Genomic DNA, 18,079 nt, shown 5'->3' on the forward strand with positions numbered 1-18,079 from the left:
ACACCACAGAAGACGCCGGCCGATGGCTTGCGCATCACCTTGCTGACCCACTCCTACTGGCCCGAGCAGAGCCCGCCCCAGCGACGCTGGACCGCCATGATCAAGGAATTTTCCCGATCCGGCTGGGACGTCGACGTCGTGACGCCGGTAGCGCACTATCCCTTCGGCCGTCGGGCCCTTCCTCGCAAGATGGCGGGGAGGCCGTTCAGGCTGCAGAAAGGGCAATTTACCGAGAAAGTACTTCGGGTTCCGTACCTCCGCCACGGCAACTCCCGGGCGGCACGCCTGCTGGACCAGTGCTATTCGGCTGCGCTTTCCATTCCCGCCGGATTCATGGTCCGGAAACCGGACGTCGTCATCGTTACGGCGCCCGGGCTGCCTTCGCTCGCTGCCGGATACATCCTGGCCAAGGCCCGCGGCGTGCCTCTGATCGTGGAAATGCGGGATGCATGGCCGGACCTGGCGCGTGATGCGCGGTTGGTCCAGGGCAGCGTGAAAAGTTTGGTTGAGCACGTGGTGGATTTCGTCCAGCACCGCGCCGACCTCGTGGTCACCGTGACGGAGGGATTCGCCGCTACGCTGCGGGCGCGCGGCGTCCGAAACGTGGCGACGGTCAGTAATGGCGTCCACTTGGACTCCATCCCCGTGGTGGGTCCGCCGGAATACGAGCGGGACACATTCGAAGCCCTGTATCTGGGAAACCATGGCGAGAGCCAGCGGCTGGACGTTGCCATCAGGGCAAGTGCCCTGGTGGGGGACTCCATGCACCTGCACATGGTCGGCCACGGCACCCAGCGGCCGGCGCTGGAGAAACTGGCGCGGGAGCTGAAGGCCCCGGTTACGTTTCATCCACCCCTGACAGGCGACGCCATGCTGGAACGCTATGCATCTGCAGATACCTGTGTGGTATCCCTCCGCGATGACTGGAAATCCTTCGAAACCACCGTGCCGTCAAAGACCTACGAGGTCTTGGCCATCGGACGGCACGTAACAGCAATGGTGCGCGGCGAAGCGGCCCGGATTGTCATGGACGCGGAAGCCGGGGACATTGTTCCCAGCTCTCCGGAGGCCGTGGCCGATCTCTGGCGCCAGCTCGCAGCTGATCGAAGCCGGCTTGTGCGCAACGGTGACAGCCGCCAGTGGGTCAAGACCAACGCGGAATACGGACACCTCGCCGACCGCTACATGGACCTCATCTCTGAGCTCCTTGCGGGAACCGATAGCGGCAGATGATCCAGCTCTTCAAGAATGCGCGGCTTGCCGCGAGCGTCATCTCCCAGCACCTCGTTGATGATCCGTTCCTTCTGTACCTGCAGGCGGCGCGCCGCCTGCCCGCCGTCGTTCGCCCGTTGGGCCGGGTTGTGTCCGCTGTCTTTCCGAAGGACTCGGTGGCCGTTCCAGTGTTGCTCGCTTCGATGAGCAACGGAGACGACGCCGACGTCAAGCGCCGCCTCGAGCTTGCCCTGTGTGGGGGCGCCACGGGGGAGCAGGTCCGGCGTTTGGCCGACATTGCCCTGGCCGCGGGCCTGACGGAGATTGCAGACACACTTTTGGCCAAGGCCGGGAACGCTCCCGGCCTCAATTCTGTACAGGCCCGCAGGCTGTGGCATGAGGGCAACCTCAGTGGAGCCGTCACCGCCCTGGACGGATCCGGCGCGGCAGGACGGCGGCAGCAGGCACGGCTCGCCGGCGAGGCCGCAGTATACGCAGGCGCGGCCCCCTGGCTGCAGCGCCAAGAGTTCACGCCGGTCCCCGGCAGGGTCCTGCATTTGCTCACAAATTCTCTGCCCCACACCGCCAGCGGCTACGCCCAGAGGTCCCACTCCATCATGGTGGCCCAGAAGGAATCGGGCTGGGATGTCCTGGCCGTCACGCGGCTTGGGTACCCCGTCCAGGTGGGCAAATTCCTGGCGCGGGCCAGCGACGTGGTGGATGGCGTCCGTTACAGGCGTCTGCTCCCGTCACGGCTGGCACAGACCATGGACGCACGTCTTCAGCAACAGGCCGAGGAATTACTGCAAGTGGCCTTGAAATTCAGGCCGAGTGTGCTCCACACCACCACTCACTTCGTCAATGGACTGGTGGCCAGGGCCGTGGCCGAGGCCCTGGGCATTCCCTGGGTGTACGAGGTCCGCGGCCAGTTGGCGGACACCTGGGCCGCCACCCGGGGACCTGAGGCACTGGACAGCGAGAAGTACACGCTTTTCCAAGCTCGGGAAACTGAAGTCATGCGGGACGCCGACTTGGTAGTGACGCTGGGGCAGGCCATGAAGGCCAACATAGTTGCCGCTGGCATCCCCGGCGAGAAGATCATCATCGCTCCCAACGCCGTCGGCGGAGCCTTCCTCCAACAGCCCCGGGACGCCGCCGACGCGCGCCGCGAACTCGGCCTGCCCGAGGACGGACTCTACATCGGCACCGTCAGCAGCCTTGTCGCGTATGAAGGCCTGGACGACCTTGTCCGCTCTTTCGCGGTCCTGGCGCCGGAGTTTCCGCAGTTGCGCTTGCTGATTGTTGGTGACGGTGTGGCCGGCCCCGCACTGCAGAAGCAAGTCCGGGGACTCGGCCTCGCTGACAGGGCAATTTTCACGGGCAGGGTACCCCGGGACCAGACCCCGCTGTATCACCAGGCCCTGGACGTGTTCGTGGTGCCACGCAAGGACCTGGACGTGACCCGTGCGGTGACTCCCCTCAAGCCAATCGAGGCACTGGCGAGTGCGCGGCCGGTGGTTGGAAGCGACTTGCCCGCACTTCGGGAGATAATAGACGACGGCGGGAACGGGCTTTTGGTCCCCGCCGCGTCACCGGGCCAACTTGCACACGCGATTTCGGCGCTGCTCCTCGATGCGAGCCGGCGGGCATCGATGGGCGACGCAGGCCGAGCCGCAGTCCTGGCCGAGAGGACCTGGGCTGCCAACGCCAAGGCCTTGGCCGCGCGTTACGCTGGGCTGCACCATGAACATGAGGAGATCCAGTAGTGTCCGCAGATAGTGCAATAGATCCGGAGCCGGTGGCTGTGCAGCCCCTCTCCGTGGACATGCGGCGGCTGACACGTGTCGGTTCGCGGCCAAACTTCCTGGACTATCTAGTCCAGCTCTGGGATTTCCGGCAGTTCATTTTTTATGATGCCCGTGCCCGCGTTCAAAGTGGCACGCGGCGCGATCGTCTGGGCAGCGCATGGCTGCTCCTGAACCCCATCTTCAACGGGCTGACTTACTTCCTGATTTTCGGACTGCTGCTGAAGACCAGCAAGGGTGTCGAGAACTTCGTGGGGTACCTGGTGGTGGGAATCTTCATATTCCAGTTCAGCTCCGGTGCCATCACCTCCGGCGCACGCTCCATCCGAAACAACAAGTCCATTGTGCAGGCGTTCAACTTCCCGCGCGCCGCGCTCCCCATCGGGGCCAACGTCCGGGAACTGTTGTCGGCCGTTCCTCTGGTACTGGCCATGCTGCTGATCGTGGTGGTGCTGCCACCGGCAGAGGAGATCACGTGGCTCTGGGTGTTGGTTGTACCGGCCATACTTCTGCAGTCACTGTTTAACCTTGGTGTCGGCCTCATCCTTGCTCGGATTATCTCCCGAGTTCACGACGTCACGCACCTGCTTCCCTTCGCGATCCGGGCCTGGATGTACGTCTCGGCCATCTTCTACACTTATGACCGCTTCGTCACCCATCCCCAAATGCTGGCCGCCATCAAGCTCAATCCCTTGTTCAACGTCATTGACATAGTCCGGGACTGCGTTCTCTATGCCCGGGTTCCCCAATGGCAGTCGTGGGCCATTCTTGTCGTCTGGGCCTTCGGGGCCCTAGCTGTTGGCATGGTGTATTTCTGGAAAGGTGAGGAATCCTATGGACGTGGGTGAACAGGAAATATTCCTCGAGGGACATCCGTGCGTTGTCGTGGATAGGGTGCGGATGCGCTACCGCGTGGCCTCGAGCGCGGCTTCTGAGGCGAATGCTGAGGAGACCAAGTCCCGTTTCCTGCGTCGTGCTGTCAGCAAGCCCAACATGGTGACAGTGCAGGCCCTGAACGAACTCTCCCTTGTGGTTGAGCGTGGTGAGTCGGTGGGGATCATCGGGCGGAACGGCTCTGGAAAAAGCACGCTCATGAAGATCATCAGCGGACAATCCAAGCCGACGTCGGGTGCGGTGTATGCCTCCAGTACACCGATCATGCTCGGCGTCAACGCGGCCCTCGTCCAGGACTTGTCCGGCGATCAGAATGTCATCCTCGGATGCCTCGCCATGGGCATGAGCCGGGCCGAGGTTGACGAAAAGTTCAACAGCATCGTGGAATTGTCCGGACTTGAGAAGTCCATTCACCTGCCGATGAAGTCCTACTCTTCAGGCATGGCCTCCCGCCTCCGGTTTGCCATCGCGGCGAGCGTCGACCCTGAGATTCTCCTGGTGGATGAGGCGCTCAACACCGGCGATGCCCAGTTTGGGGATCGCAGCAAGCTGCGGATGGACGAGCTCCGCGAGCAGGCGGGCTGTGTCTTCCTGGTCAGCCACAGCCTGGACACCATCAAGGACATGTGCACGCGAGTGATCTGGCTGGACAAGGGTGACCTCATCATGGACGGTGAGCCGGAGGTAGCCATCAAGGCCTATCAGGACTTCACCCGCCACCTGTCCAAGGGCAACAATGTTTCAGCCGCCCAGATTCTCGACGACGCAAAAGCGAACCTTGTCGCCACCGAGGTCCGCGGGCGGTCCTCACGCCGGAGCCGGGGCTGATGGCGGGGCTCAGGGAGATCCGTACAGGACTGTGGCATCTGCGGAGGGGCGGTCCGGCGCAGTACAAGTCATGGCGGTCCCGTCAGCGGATAGACCAGGGCTTTGCCGCGCCGCGCAACGTGCAGGGCGTGGAAGCTGCCTGGACTGGACGTGGGCGCAAACGACGGCTGTCGCTCGCGCCGGCCACCCTACCGCAACAGCCGCCAAACCGGCCGGACGTGCGTGCCGCAGTGATCCTGGACGACTTTTCCGCGCTGGCCTTCGGCTATGAGTGGACCACTATCCCCGTCCCCCTGCGCACCTGGCGCAGTGACCTGGCAGACAGCGACGTTGATCTCCTGTTTGTCGAATCGGCTTGGGCGGGAAACGGTGGACAGTGGCGCGGTAAGCTGACCGGCCCCGACGGTCCAAGCGACGAGTTCCGGGAGATGGTCCAGTGGTGCCGGGAGCAAGGGATCCCCACGGTTTTCTGGAACAAGGAAGACCCTCCGCATTACGAGGATTTCCTTCCCGCGGCCCGGCTGTTTGACCACGTCTTCACCTCTGATTCCGGCCGCATTGCGCAGTACACCGTGGATCTCGGGCACGAACGCGTAGCGGTGCTTCCGTTTGCGGCTCAGCCTGCGATCAACAACCCGGTGCGACCGGGGCACGGCCGGCACAAGAGAGACGTTGCCTTTGCGGGAATGTATTTTGCCCACAAGTTTCCGGAACGCCGTGCCCAGATGGACTTCCTCCTGGGCGGTGCGCTGGACGCCTCCGCCCGGATGGGCACGGGCCTGGAAATATTCTCGCGCCAGCTGGGCGGCAATGCCGAGTATCAGTTCCCCGCACCGATGGACACGCGGGTGGTCGGATCGTTGAGTTATCCCCAGATGCTATCGGCCTACAAGGCATACAAGGTTTTCCTCAACGTTAATTCCGTTGTTGACTCTCCGAGCATGTGCGCCAGGCGCATTTTTGAGATCTCGGCGTCCGGCACACCTGTCATCACAGCTCCCAGCCAGGCCATGGGACAGTTCTTCACCCCCGCGGCCGTACCTGTGGCCGCCACCCGCACGGAAGCGGAGCACCTTACCCGGGCGCTGGTTTCGAATCCGGAGTTCAATGACCGTACGGTGCACTTGGCCCAACGGACGATTTGGTCGCACCACACCTATGCCCACCGGGCGGCCACGGTGCTCCAGCACGCCGTGCCGGGAATTGCTGCTGGCGCCCTGCAGCCGTCGTTGTCCATACTGTTGCCAACCATCCGGCCCCAGAACCTGGAACGTGTCTTCCAGACCCTGGCCGGACAGCGCGGCGTGGAGCCGGAACTGGTGCTGCTCACCCACGGCTTTCAGCTGTCCGCCGAACGCGTGGCCGAGTTGTGCGCGGCCTCCGGGCTGCGGAACGTCGTGGTCCTCGAGGCATCGCGGGAAGTGTCGCTGGGGGAGTGCCTGAACCGCTGCGTCGCCGCGGCCAGCGGGCAGGTCCTAACGAAGATGGACGACGACGATCACTACGGCCCGCACTATCTCAGTGACCAGCTTCACGCCATGTCCTACTCAGGCGCCGACGTCGTGGGTAAACGGGCGCACTACATGCATCTTGAAACGTCGAACGCGGCTATCCTGCGGTTTGCGGCCCTAGAACACCGGTTCACCGACTTCGTCATGGGGCCAACCATCATGGCCCACAGGGAAGTCTTCACCGACCACCCGTTCCAGCATGTCACCGTCGGCGAGGACTCCGGATTTCTTCGTGCCGCCCACGCCGCAGGCAGGATCATTTACTCGGCGGACCGCTTCAACTACTTCCAGGTCCGTACCGGTGAGGGACACACCTGGCAGGTGGAGGACGCAGAGCTTCTCGCGTCAGGTGACCTGAAATTCTATGGAAAGTTAAATGAACATGTTGACATCTAAGGCTGCCGAAACTGAGGCTCCCATCAGGACGGTCGCCGTCGTCGGGCTGGGCTACATAGGGCTGCCCACGGCCGCCATCCTGGCCACCAACGGACTCGACGTGATCGGCGTCGACGTAAATCCGGGCACCGTGAAAGCCATCAACAACGGCGACGTGCCTTTTGTGGAACCTGACCTGGGGGTCCACGTCGCCGGCGCCGTCAGTCAGGGCCGGCTCCGGGCTCAGCTCGAAACCCCCGCCGCGGATGCCTACATTGTGGCGGTGCCGACCCCGTTCAAGGCAGACAAGTCCGCCGACATGTCCTACATTGCCGCTGCTGCCCGTGCTATCGCCCCGAAACTGAGTGGCGGGGAACTGGTGATTCTCGAGTCGACGTCGCCTCCTGGCAGCACGCGCCGGCTCGCCGAGCTGATCCTTGGGCTGCGCCCGGACCTCAGCCTTGACGGCCGCGACGGCAAACCGGTGCTGCTGGTGGCACACTGCCCCGAAAGGGTGCTGCCGGGCAGGATCATGATCGAGCTCGTTACCAACGACCGGGTAGTGGGCGGTCTTACGCCTGAGGCTGCAGAAGCTGCCGCTGCGCTGTACGCAGTGTTCTGCCAAGGCGAAATCCACCTTACGGACGCCGCCACGGCAGAGATGTCCAAGCTTGTCGAGAACGCCTACCGCGATGTCAACATCGCCTTTGCCAACGAGCTGTCCGTCATCAGCGACAACCTGGATATCGATGTGTGGGAACTCATCCGCCTGGCCAATCATCATCCCCGCGTCAACATCCTTCAGCCGGGCCCCGGAGTCGGCGGCCACTGCATCGCCGTGGACCCCTGGTTCATCGTGGCAGCCGATCCCGGGAATGCGACCCTGATCCGAACCGCGCGGGAAGTCAATGACGGCAAGCCTGGCTACATAGTGGAACAGGTCCGAAAGGCCGTCAGCGAGATCAGCAGTCCGACGATTGCCTGCCTGGGCCTGGCCTTCAAGGCAAATATCGACGACGTCCGGGAGTCCCCGGCCGTGGAGATCGTCCGACGAGTGGCTGAGCAGCATCCCGATGCCGAGATTCTCGTCGCGGCACCGCACAAAGATCATCTGCCGCAGGTGCTGGCCGTGCTTCCCAACATCCGTCACGTGGAGACGGACAAGGCTATCGAGACCGCCCAGGTGGTGGTGCTTCTGGTCGATCACGACAAATTCCGCGAGATCGATCCCGCCAGCCTCGAAGGCAAGCGGCTCATCGATACCCGTGGTTTCTGGCGCTGACGGAACAGGCGAACAGCCTGCTCTCACCGTAGCCACAACAGATGTACCTAAGTTCTCGGAGAACACCATTGAATAAACACGATGTGCGTGAAGACCGGCCGCATAACTTCCCTCTTGGTTACCACTGCGCCATAACTTGGGGGATACCGGCGAATTACGGAGGCATGACGAATGCCCTGCTTCACCGCTCCAGGTCCTTTATCCATGAGGCTGGTGTTTCCGTGGATGTGCTGACTTTCGAATGGGCGGAAGACTACAGTGAGATCCGTTGCGAGCTGGAAGCCACGGGCGAGTTGATCGAGGGACTTCACCTCAGGAACTTGTGGGACGAACTGGGCCAGCTCACGAAAACACAGCTGGACTCGTCTCGACCGGGCAAAAACGTCGTAGGCGAGTTCTCGGCCATCGGTGAGGCAGAGGAATCGACGGATGAAGTCAGCGGAGAAATCCTTCGTCGGCGGGTTCGTTATGCCTCCGATCAGAAGACCGTCTTGCAGGTGGACTATTTCCGCTCGGATGGCTCACTCATGGTCGCTGATCGTCGAGATCTTGATACCAAAGGTACAGTGGGTGGCCGACTGGTAACCCTGTGCGGTTTGGACGGTTATCCGGTAGCCTCCTGGAACCAGATTTGGCCCCTTTACCTTTTCTGGCTCGACTGCGTCGTCGCTGATCGTGAGTCCTATATGATTGTCGACAGCAAGTCGACCGCCAACTTCATGACCCGATACCGGCGGGATAACGTGGTCACCATGCATTTGGTGCACAACTCGCACATGGCGAGCGGTGCCGTTCCACCGCATGGGGAGTTGAGCCAAACCCGGCGTTACGTGTTCGAGCGGTTGAATTCCTTCGACGCCGTGGTCTTCTTGACCGAGAGCCAGAAAAGGGACGTCGATCTGGTCTTCGGTAATCCGCCGAATGCGTGCGTGATCCCTAATAGCAGGTCCCTGCCGGGGATTTCCAAGCCGGAGCTTGGCCACGACCCGCAATTGGGGGTAGTCCTTAGCAGCCTGACAAATCGGAAGCGTCTTGATCATTCCGTTTCTGCCATCGGGCGGGCACGGACATCAGGAGATTTGGAACTCAAGCTCAGCATTTATGGGCAAGGTCCTGAGAAGGCTTCCCTGCAGAAGCTCATCACTGCCCAGGGCCTTGGTGAATCGGTGGAATTGGCCGGATATTCCCCGTCGGCACGAGAGAAATTTGAGTCGGCTTCGTTCACAATGCTCACCAGCAAGCTGGAGGGTCAAGGTCTGGTTCTGATCGAGGCAATGAGTGTTGGCTGCATTCCCATCGCGTACGACGTCCCGTACGGCCCTGCTGACATCATCGATGACGGCGTGGATGGGTTTCTGGTCAAAGCAGGAGAGGTGTCGTCCATGGCCGAAGCCATCGTGGAGCTGCGGACGATGGAGCCATCTGCCATCGAAAAAATGCGGCTTCAGGCTGTTGCCAAGGCCACCACCTTCAACGACGCTGCCGTCGTGGACCGGTGGAGTGCAGAGATGCATGCCGCCTTGGATCGCAAATTGCGTGGGATACTCCAGGGCCAGAAGCATCAGTAGCACGTAGCGGAGATTTCAGCACTGCCCGGGGAGAGCCCAAGGGACTCGTGGTTCTGTCGGCGTTGATTCCAGCCGAACTGAACCACGAGTCCCTTGAGCGTTATTTGACTGGCTCCGCTCCTAGGGGAGCTGAACCGTTGCCTTTACCATATTGTGATCGGAAGGGATGGTACCTATGAAGTTCCCTTTCGAGTCGACATTCACAACGGTGCGCCACTCAACGACGCGCATCTTGGAAGTGAAGATGTAATCCAAGTAGGTCCCGTTACCCCAGGCGTTACGGGCGTTGGCGAGGCGTTTGAACGCGTTGAAGCTGTCGTAGTTCGCACCCACCGTCTTCTCAGCTGTCGCAGCTCCGCTCGGGAGGTCCGATGCATAGGTGTTCCCCAGCGGGTCTTTGTAGCCGGCAGCGATCAGAACGTCGTAGGGCGCGTTCCTCGGCGTCGTCCATTTATGGGAGTTCAGGTCTCCTGTCAACAGGACCGGGAGATTCTGAGGGTTGCGCTTCTTGATTTCTGCCGTGATGGCCTGCGTCTGCTTGGTGTGTACGTCGGCCGTGGCCCCGGGTGTCAAATGTGTGTCACCAACGAAGAATTTCTTGTTTGTCGACTTTTGGATGAATATGCCCCAGGCCAAGTAGTGCGAGCGGTCAGGGGGCAAAGCGAGGGAGCCCTGGCTGACCAAGGACACTTTGGTTGCGTTATAGAAAAGCTTCGTCCCTTGCGAGGCGCCCTTATCGGCGTAAACGCAGAGATTGGGCGTGGTGTCCTTCACACAGTTGTTGCGCTTTGAATTCGTCAGTCGGTAGTTCGCTCCGGCCGCCTGGAGTCGTTCTTGAAGGTCTTCAAACTGGGAGACTCCGCCCGGGCGTTGGTCATCCTTGAGCCATCCCTGAGAGGCTTCCTGGATGCCGATGACGTCCGGCATCTGGGCCTTAATGTTCGCCACCACTGCCGACCTGCGTCCGGCCCAGGTCAGTTCATTGGCGGCTCCTGCGAAGCAGTTGGCGCACTTCACGTTGTAGCTTGCAACCGATAGCGGGTTTACGACCGCCGCAATAACTGGGGCGGTCTTCGTCTTGGTTGTTATGGCAGCGGAATACGGGCTCAGGTTAGTTGTTCCGTCTGCGGAGATGACTCTTACCCGAAGGTAATAGCTGGTGTTGCTTTTGAGTCCCCGGAGTTCGGTGGAGGTGGTTGTGAAGCGGTTGTACGTGGAGTCCGAAAAGTCGGCCTTGGTGGAGTATTGGACGCGATATCTCGGCGCGCCGCTGACAGCGTTCCAGGAAATGAAGACCGACGTGCTTGTTTGAGCGGGCGACTTGAGGCCGGAGGGGGCAGGAGTGGCTGCAAATGCTCCGGGGGCACCGGATAGGAGGAGGAGTATTGCGAGGATCAAAATGGGGAGCGGGCGAACACGGAATGTTGAGCCACGACCGTTTTTTGGCATGCGAGACCTTATCGGTGAGACCTTGGGCACCAGAAGGGCGGCAAGGGTGCGAGCAAAAGGTGCAATCAAGCGATAGGAGGTGCTATGGGACACCATAGTGTGGCACGCACTAATCTTTAAGTACAACGCGCAGAGCTAACCCGTGATTTAGCTCTCGTTGCGGATAGGTCATTTGGGCCTCGTTCATCGAGGCCGGAGTTTTTCCCCGATCCTTGACGGACCTTGAACATCGCAAAAAGACGCAGGGTGCTGCTTTCTCTGGGTGGCGGATTTGCCTGCTTCAGCCCGGGTTGCTCCCTCGCCTGGCCTAACGGCAGGGCATTTCTTGCCGATAGTTATGTGTAGAAAGCGCACCATTGGAATCGAAGCGCATTATTGCGGCAATTTCCCGCAGCTTGGTTCGGTTGTCTGCGGGGACTTCGGCTGGACCACGCGCACTGGGCCTCCCTGCCAAGAACCTGGACCACATCGTCACGTCCAAGATGAGGGTGGGGAAGTGGGAGGCCGTCATCAACATCGATTCCTCCGCTAGCTTCATCGGAACGATTGCGTCGGACCACAACATGGTCAATGCCGTTCTGCAACTGCCGTAGACTGAATGGCTGGAGCGCGGGCGCCTGCGCAGCATTTGTGCTGCCTCAGGTGCCCGTTCACGCAACATACGCAAAATGGTGCCCAGTCGATGATTGGCGTTGCTACGTGTCGGAAGCCGTGTCCAGCCTGGGTGGTGGCAGACTGACGCACGCGAGAACACGCAAACCAGGGGGAACTTGTGGAACGTAAACGAAATATCATGGTCATTCTGGCCGGCGGCGTTGGCAGCCGCGTCGGACTGAGTATTCCGAAGCAGTTGGTCAAGATAGCGGGCCGGCCGATCATGGAGCACACGCTCGCCGTTGCTCAGGAGTGCGACCTGGTCGATGAGATCATCGTCATGATGACCCCCGGTTATCTGGACAACGTGCGCGCCATGGTGAAAAAGTGCTCCTTCACGAAGGTGACCACTATCCTGGAAGGCGCAGCAGAACGGAACGGGACCACGAAGCTGGCTCTGGACGCAATCGGCGATCAGGACGTCAACGTAATCTTCCATGACGCCGTGCGGCCGCTCGTCTCGGTCCGCATCATCGCGGATGTCATAGCCGCCTTGGACGACCACGAAGCTGTGGACGTTGCCATTCCGTCCGCAGACACGATCATTGTCGTTTCCGAAGATGATTCGATGCAGGGTAAGACGTCAGATCTGGCCAAGATCCGTGAAGTGCCGCCCCGGGGCTACCTCCGCCGAGGCCAGACGCCTCAGGCATTTCACCTCGCCACCATCAAGAAAGCATACGAGGTGGCCCGAAAAGACCCTGACTTCAAAGCCACCGATGACTGCACCGTAGTCCTCCGTTATCTGCCGGACGTCCCCATCGCGGTGGTCATGGGGGATGAACGGAACATGAAGATCACCCAGCCCATTGACGTCTACTTGGCGGACAAGCTCTTTCAACTCACCCGCAACCACGACGGCCTTCAGCACACCGCTCTCCAGTTCAGCGAAAAACTGTCCGGTAAGACCGTGGTGGTCTTCGGCGGGTCCTATGGGATCGGGGCGGACATTGCGGCGCTGGCGGCCGAATACGGCGCCGCGGTCAAGGTGTTTTCCCGGGGTCTGACAAACACTCACGTGAATCGTCGAGCAGATCTCATAAAGGCGCGCGACGAAGTGCTGGCCGATACCGGCCGCATTGACTACGTGGTCAACACCGCCGGCGTCCTCCCGATGGGTTCCCTGGCGGACGCGTCCGAGGAGACGATCTACCTCGCAACGGAAGTCAACTACATCGCTCCGATGCTCATCGCCCAGACTTTTCACGATGAACTCGCGAAGACGCGGGGCGCCCTGCTGCTCTTTACTTCGAGCTCTTACACCCGAGGGCGGGCAGGGTACAGCCTGTACAGCTCCGCGAAGGCGGCAACGGTCAACCTCACCCAGGCGCTGGCGGACGAGTGGTCCCACGAGGGTATCCGGGTTAACTGTGTGAACCCCGAGCGAACGGCCACCCCGATGCGCACCAACGCATTCGGATCGGAGCCCGCTGCCGATTTGCTGGATTCTACTGAGGTAGCGCGGCGGTCGCTGGACGTTCTCATCACCAATACGACTGGTCACGTTATCGACGTCCGCAAAATGGACCCGCTGAACGTTGCCGTGATGGACAGTCCAGCCATCCAGGACGAATTCCAAATGGCGGAGCCGGTCCTGGAACACTGACGTTGGCTACTTGCCCCGGATGAGAATGTGCAGATCGGTTTGGAGATAGTTGTTGGAACGCATTGAACCCGTCAAGTCCCTGAGTGAATCGCCGCTTCAGTCCACACGACTGGCCGGAGGACCCCCGCCGGCCCCCTTGGAGATTCCGTTCAGTCCAGAAGCCTTGACCGATGTGGCCGTCTTGGAGACATGTATCTGGCTTGAAAACGGCATGCTCGAAGTCGGCGGTATCGCTTTCATCGCAGGGCTGCCCTCCGACCCGGGATCTCTGGAGGTGACGCTGGTGCTCACGGACCAAGCGGGGAAGAGCCGAACGATCAGTGTCGCTCGGGCCAATAACCCGGATTCCGGCACTACTGACAAAGATCCGTGGGGTTACTACGGAGCGGCCGGTTTTTCCGCGGAGATCAACGTCCCCGAACTCGCCGAAGTCTTCGCGGACGTTCCTCGGACCGGAACCCTCTCCACCTGGAATGTCGCAGTAGATCTGACGGTTGCCGGTGGCACGCGCCGGGTCCCTATCCAGCGACGCACATATGGCCAATTCATGCGCACGCTTCTGTCCGAGCGCCTACCCGGAGATATTTTTGTAACCCCGGAATTCTCCCCTGAGGACGGGTTCCGGCTAGTCCTAAGGCGTGCAGCCGTGGTGGCCGAGGGGGTGGATATCTCCGGCAGGAGGATCGGCCTGAACCTGCGTGAAATCGATCCCACGTGGACGTTCACCAAGGTGGTCGCCCGTAGGGGTGAGTTGACGGCGCAGGCAGCGGTGACAACGGGACCTGACGGGATCGGCCGCGCAGTCCTTGACTTGCCGGTCGGCCCCGGGCAGGAAACCGATTTTCCACAGTGGACGCTCCGCGCTGTTACTGATACCGCCGTCGAACGGGGCCTGGGCTGGGGGTTGACCGCCTCAAGTGCCAGCTGTCATGTTTCCGCTGCGGGATCGCCACTGGTGGCGGCCAGCAACGCTGCCGGGAATCTTAGCCTCCTGGACAGCGAGGCCTTCGTCTTGGTCGAGTCTGCGTCACTCGATCAGGAAGAGACGTCGCTGATTCTGGTCGTGAAAACCGGGGACCCTGCCTCGGCGTCGCGCGTGCACCTGGACGGGAAAAGTTCTGTCTGGCCGACGTCAGTGCAGCCAACGCCTCATGGTGGCTTCGAGATAGTCCTCCCGGTTCCCGGACCGGGAAACTACCGGCTAGAATGTGCGCCCGACGCCGGAACTGCGGGTAGCGCCTCCGTTGTCCGTGTGGGGCACTCCTTGGCGGGCCGCAGCGCCTTTCTGGGCAACAACCGTGTGGAGTTGCAGTTTGCCGCCAGGACACAGCAGGGGCTGACCTTGGCCGTCCGCCCTAGGTCCGCATCTTCGAACCCGAAACATGTCCCGGGTCTCCTAAGCGTGGTCGTGCCAATGCACAACGCGGATGTATACGTCCGCGAGTGTCTAGCGAGCGTCACCGGCCAAAGCTACCGGAATATCGAGGTCATCGTCGTCGACGATGGGTCCACAGACATCTCGGCGCAAATTGTCCGGGACTTCCGCACGCGGGACCCCCGGATCCGAATCATCACTCAGGACCGCCGCGGTCCGGGCGCGGCGCGGGACAGAGGTGTACTCTCCGCAAGAGGCGAATTCCTTACTTTTGTGGACTCCGACGACATGGTTGCCGAGGGCGGCTTTGCGCGGTTGATGGCCTCCCTTACCACTTCGAATGCTGACTTCGCCGTCGCTGGAGTCCAGGTCTTCCAAGGCCAGAAGCTGATGCCGGTTCCGTGGCAGGAATCGCTAAAGCATTCGGCATTCTCAAGGCAAACCTTGCCGGCGGCGCCCGTTGCACTTCGCCACATGACCGTCGTGGGGGCAGCCTTCCGCACATCGTTCTGGAACGCCAAAGCCCTCTGGTTCGGCGCCAGCCGCGCCTTCGAAAGCGACCGGCCCATGCTGGAGGCGTACAAGGCCGGAACGTTCGATCTCCTTCCGGACGTTGTCTACCGCTGGCGTCTCTGGACCCAACGCGAAAAGCAGGCGGATGAGCAGATCCTCGTTGAGCGTATGGGTGGCATTCTGCCGAGCTGGCGGGCCACCACGAAAGAACTGGCTGGACACCCGGAGGGACTGCAGGAGTTTGAATCGCACTTCCTCACGCACGTCCTCCTGAAGAATGCACTCCTGGCTGTTAGCCACGATTTCCCCGCACTCCGACAGCTGGCCCAGGAGAACTGCCGCGAAGTGCTCGATGGGGTGAATAAGCAATCCTGGTTCGGCATCTCACTGCACGACCGGATTGTACTCAAGCTTGTTGCCGCCGGGCAGTTCGAGCTGCTGGCGCGCTTCTTGGAACACAATGCACCCGCATTCGCTTTTGCGCCGCTGGAACAAACAGCTGAAGGAGTGGTCTATACCGCCCCCCTCATCGAGGAAATCGCACCGTATCTTTCAGAGGACACGCTGGTGCGGCCCTATTCCTCGCTTCCGGCTGTTTCGCTCCTGACGTCGGTTCACTGGGCTGAAGATGAAAACAGGTTGCTGATTGAGGGCGCCGCGTACATTGAAGGTCTCTCGGCGGATCCCGAGAGTCTGCGAATCGGCCTGCAACTTGTCGGACCGGGCGGCCGCGTCTTTCCGGCCAAGGTTGAACGAACCGTCAATCCTCGAATGGATCAATTCGCCAAGGACCCGCACAACAGTTACGCTCAAGCGTGTTTCGTGGCCAGCATCGATTTTGATGACGTCATCGATGACGCGGAACTTTCGGCCCGGCCGGGGTTTTTACAGACCTATGACGTCCGGTTGATTCTCCAGAGCCCCGAAACGGAGCGCATCTGTGCCATGGAGCGGCGGCACGACTTCAGGATCATGCAAACGCCGATTTCCCGAGAGCACAGAGACCAGATCTGGATCACTCCCGAGTTCACCAAGACGGACGGGTTGCGGATACGGCTTCGGCGAAGCGCCATCTGGGCGACAGACGTCGGCTTCGAAAATCGCACTCTGCAGATCTCTTTGCAGGAATATGGCTCGATGCTACAGTTCCGCTACCTCCGTCTCACTGCAGCGGGACACTCAGTTCAGTCAGAACTGGTCAGGTACACCCAAAATGGGCTCTACGGCAGCATCGAGGTTCCCGAAGGAGTGTGGACAGAGCCGTCAGGGCTGAGGCACTGGACTGTGGACGCTGTGACCGCAGACGGACGAACGCGGCGCATCGGCTGGTCCCTGGAGGGCGGGTCCGGCGCCGGACGGGAAATTGTCTCCGCGGACGGGAGCCTACGGCTAACCCGCACCAACCAGGGAAACATCACCCTAACGGACGATCCGTTGTGGACAGAAGTCGTCAATGTGCGCTTCGACTCTAGCTCCACGTCTCTCGTCTTCGATGTCCGGACTGACTCTCCGGATGCATTGCCTGCCTTTGAACTGGCCAGTGACCGCCACACATTCACCGGATTTACCGTGAAGCCACTGGCAAAGGGATTGTACGAGCTGACTTTCGACCTCACCGTCTCCGACTGGGGCCGCCAGCGCAAAGTTCCGCCGAGCGGCCGCTACTACCTACGGCGTGTTGCTACGACAGACGGCGTCAGTTCGTATTCCTCAGTAACGCGTGCCGCGCAGGAACTTGGGGCACGTGGCAACCGCCTGGACTGTAGCCGTGTCGGGGTGCACCTTGGAGCCAGCCACACTGGCACGTTCCGCGTGACGTTCCAACCGGCACTCACCACCGAGGAAAAGAGCCAACGCGGACAGTTGGCGCTCTACGAGCGCCACATTGAGGACCCCGTGCTCCCGTTGGATCCGGAAGCTTTCTTCTTCCGGTGCTATTTCGGCGAGGTCGCTAACGACAGCCAGGTGGAGTTGCACAAAGAGGCACGACGCCGGTGGCCGCAGGCGAAGCTGTATTGGGAAGTTTCGGACTTCTCGGTCTCGCTGCCGGAGGGCGGCATACCAGTGGTCAAGCGTTCAGAGGCTTGGTACGAGGCCCGGAGCACGGCCACCTACACCTTCTCCAATAATGATGCCGATTGGTGGAAGCTTAGGCGCCCTGGCCAAACCGTGGTCCAGACTTTCCACGGGCATCCCTTTAAGCGAATGGGCCGTTCCCGCTGGCTCAGCCTCGGAGCCGGCCCCGAACGGATCGCCCAACGGATCGAGGTAAAGAACGACCAGTGGAGCCACATCGTCAGCCAGAGCCCCAAAGCTACGGAGCTCTATGTCGAGGAATACGGATTCCGGGGGCAGGTGCTCGAACTCGGCTACCCGCGGAACGACGTGTTCAAGGGGCCCCATGCAGCCCAGACTGCCGCTGACACCCGGCGTCTGCTGGGGATCGACGATTCCAAGACAGTTGTGCTTTACGCACCGACTTGGCGGGAATCAGACCAGAAGGCAACAACAGAGACTGTGGTCACGGACCTGTTCGACGCCCAAAAAATCGCTGAGGATTTGGGACCTGACTACGTGTTGCTTATGCGGGGCCACAGATACAGCGCTAAGGCCGGTCCTGTGGACCGCGGCGCCGCACGCATCATCGACGTCACCTCGTATCCAGACTCGGCTGACTTGTGTCTCGCGTCGGACATTGGCGTCTTCGATTATTCTTCAATTCGGTTCGACTATGCGGTTACGGGCAAGCCCATGGTCTTCTATGTCCCGGACTACTCGCTGTACGAGAACGAAAGAGGTTGGCTTTTTCCTTATGAAGAGTCTGCTCCCGGACCCTTGGTTTTTGAGGAAAATAAACTTGCTGCTTGGATCAAGGAACACCAGCTCTGGCGTGGAGATTTCTCCGCCCAATACTCGCGTTTCCTCGAGAACTATGCCCCCTACGACGACGGTTCTGCGGCTGGCCGCATTCTGGATTCCGTGAGGCCTGAATAATTCCCGTGCTCTA

The 18,079-nt window shown here is 61.0% G+C and carries 11 protein-coding genes; 10 read left to right on the forward strand and 1 reads right to left on the reverse strand.

Annotated features, from left to right (window positions below):
- Positions 1-27: 27 nt before the first annotated feature.
- The 7 genes from BLQ10_RS09295 (at position 28) to BLQ10_RS09325 (ending at position 9,475) form a co-directional block, all read left to right on the forward strand.
- Positions 28-1,233 (forward strand): glycosyltransferase family 4 protein, encoded by a 1,206-nt coding sequence (locus tag BLQ10_RS09295; RefSeq protein WP_254785486.1) that lies wholly within the window; start codon positions 28-30, stop codon positions 1,231-1,233.
- Positions 1,230-2,978, forward strand: coding sequence for a glycosyltransferase family 4 protein (locus tag BLQ10_RS09300; RefSeq protein ID WP_091561074.1), 1,749 nt, complete (start codon positions 1,230-1,232; stop codon positions 2,976-2,978). Before BLQ10_RS09295 ends, BLQ10_RS09300 begins: the two co-directional genes overlap by 4 nt.
- Positions 2,978-3,865: an ABC transporter permease gene (locus BLQ10_RS09305; RefSeq protein ID WP_254785487.1), complete on the forward strand. Its 888-nt coding sequence runs from the start codon at positions 2,978-2,980 to the stop codon at positions 3,863-3,865. The genes BLQ10_RS09300 and BLQ10_RS09305 overlap by 1 nt, the downstream gene beginning before the upstream one ends.
- Entirely contained in the window at positions 3,858-4,739 is an 882-nt protein-coding gene (locus BLQ10_RS09310; protein WP_254785488.1) for an ABC transporter ATP-binding protein, read from the forward strand. Before BLQ10_RS09305 ends, BLQ10_RS09310 begins: the two co-directional genes overlap by 8 nt.
- 218 nt (positions 4,740-4,957) lie before the next feature.
- Positions 4,958-6,646 carry a glycosyltransferase family protein gene (locus tag BLQ10_RS09315; protein WP_368086505.1) on the forward strand — a complete coding sequence of 563 codons (1,689 nt, stop codon included), beginning with the start codon at positions 4,958-4,960 and terminating at the stop codon, positions 6,644-6,646.
- Positions 6,627-7,907 carry a UDP-N-acetyl-D-mannosamine dehydrogenase gene (wecC, locus tag BLQ10_RS09320; RefSeq protein ID WP_254785489.1) on the forward strand — a complete coding sequence of 427 codons (1,281 nt, stop codon included), beginning with the start codon at positions 6,627-6,629 and terminating at the stop codon, positions 7,905-7,907. The genes BLQ10_RS09315 and wecC overlap by 20 nt, the downstream gene beginning before the upstream one ends.
- A gap of 164 nt (positions 7,908-8,071) precedes the next feature.
- On the forward strand, positions 8,072-9,475 hold the full coding sequence (locus BLQ10_RS09325) for a glycosyltransferase (RefSeq protein WP_175558545.1): 1,404 nt from the start codon (positions 8,072-8,074) through the stop codon (positions 9,473-9,475).
- A gap of 120 nt (positions 9,476-9,595) precedes the next feature.
- Here the strand turns inward: BLQ10_RS09325 and BLQ10_RS09330 are convergent, their stop codons facing one another.
- A complete protein-coding gene (locus tag BLQ10_RS09330) occupies positions 9,596-10,873 on the reverse strand; it encodes an endonuclease/exonuclease/phosphatase family protein (protein ID WP_175558546.1) in 1,278 nt (425 codons plus the stop codon).
- Between the two features lie 455 nt (positions 10,874-11,328).
- Here BLQ10_RS09330 and BLQ10_RS09335 point away from each other — a divergent pair, with 455 nt between their 5' ends.
- The 3 genes from BLQ10_RS09335 to BLQ10_RS09345 all read left to right on the forward strand — a co-directional run bounded on the left by BLQ10_RS09335 (position 11,329) and on the right by BLQ10_RS09345 (position 18,066).
- Positions 11,329-11,517 carry a hypothetical protein gene (locus BLQ10_RS09335; protein ID WP_139164206.1) on the forward strand — a complete coding sequence of 63 codons (189 nt, stop codon included), beginning with the start codon at positions 11,329-11,331 and terminating at the stop codon, positions 11,515-11,517.
- Positions 11,518-11,717: 200 nt separating this feature from the next.
- Complete coding sequence (locus tag BLQ10_RS09340) at positions 11,718-13,184, forward strand: bifunctional cytidylyltransferase/SDR family oxidoreductase (protein WP_091561089.1); 1,467 nt, start codon at positions 11,718-11,720, stop codon at positions 13,182-13,184.
- A gap of 136 nt (positions 13,185-13,320) precedes the next feature.
- The gene (locus tag BLQ10_RS09345) at positions 13,321-18,066 is read left to right on the forward strand and encodes a bifunctional glycosyltransferase/CDP-glycerol:glycerophosphate glycerophosphotransferase (protein WP_139164207.1); all 4,746 of its coding nucleotides are present in this window, start codon (positions 13,321-13,323) and stop codon (positions 18,064-18,066) included.
- Positions 18,067-18,079 lie beyond the last annotated feature (13 nt).

Source organism: Arthrobacter sp. ok362 (assembly GCF_900102785.1).
In the GTDB taxonomy this organism is placed as follows: domain Bacteria; phylum Actinomycetota; class Actinomycetes; order Actinomycetales; family Micrococcaceae; genus Arthrobacter.

Coding starts and splice junctions, on each gene's coding strand:
- BLQ10_RS09300 (WP_091561074.1), top strand. CDS start 1,230: ATGATCCAGCTCTTCAAGAATGCGCGGCTTGCCGCGAGCGTCATCTCC.
- BLQ10_RS09325 (WP_175558545.1), top strand. CDS start 8,072: ATGACGAATGCCCTGCTTCACCGCTCCAGGTCCTTTATCCATGAGGCT.
- BLQ10_RS09340 (WP_091561089.1), top strand. CDS start 11,718: ATGGTCATTCTGGCCGGCGGCGTTGGCAGCCGCGTCGGACTGAGTATT.
- wecC (WP_254785489.1), top strand. CDS start 6,627: ATGAACATGTTGACATCTAAGGCTGCCGAAACTGAGGCTCCCATCAGG.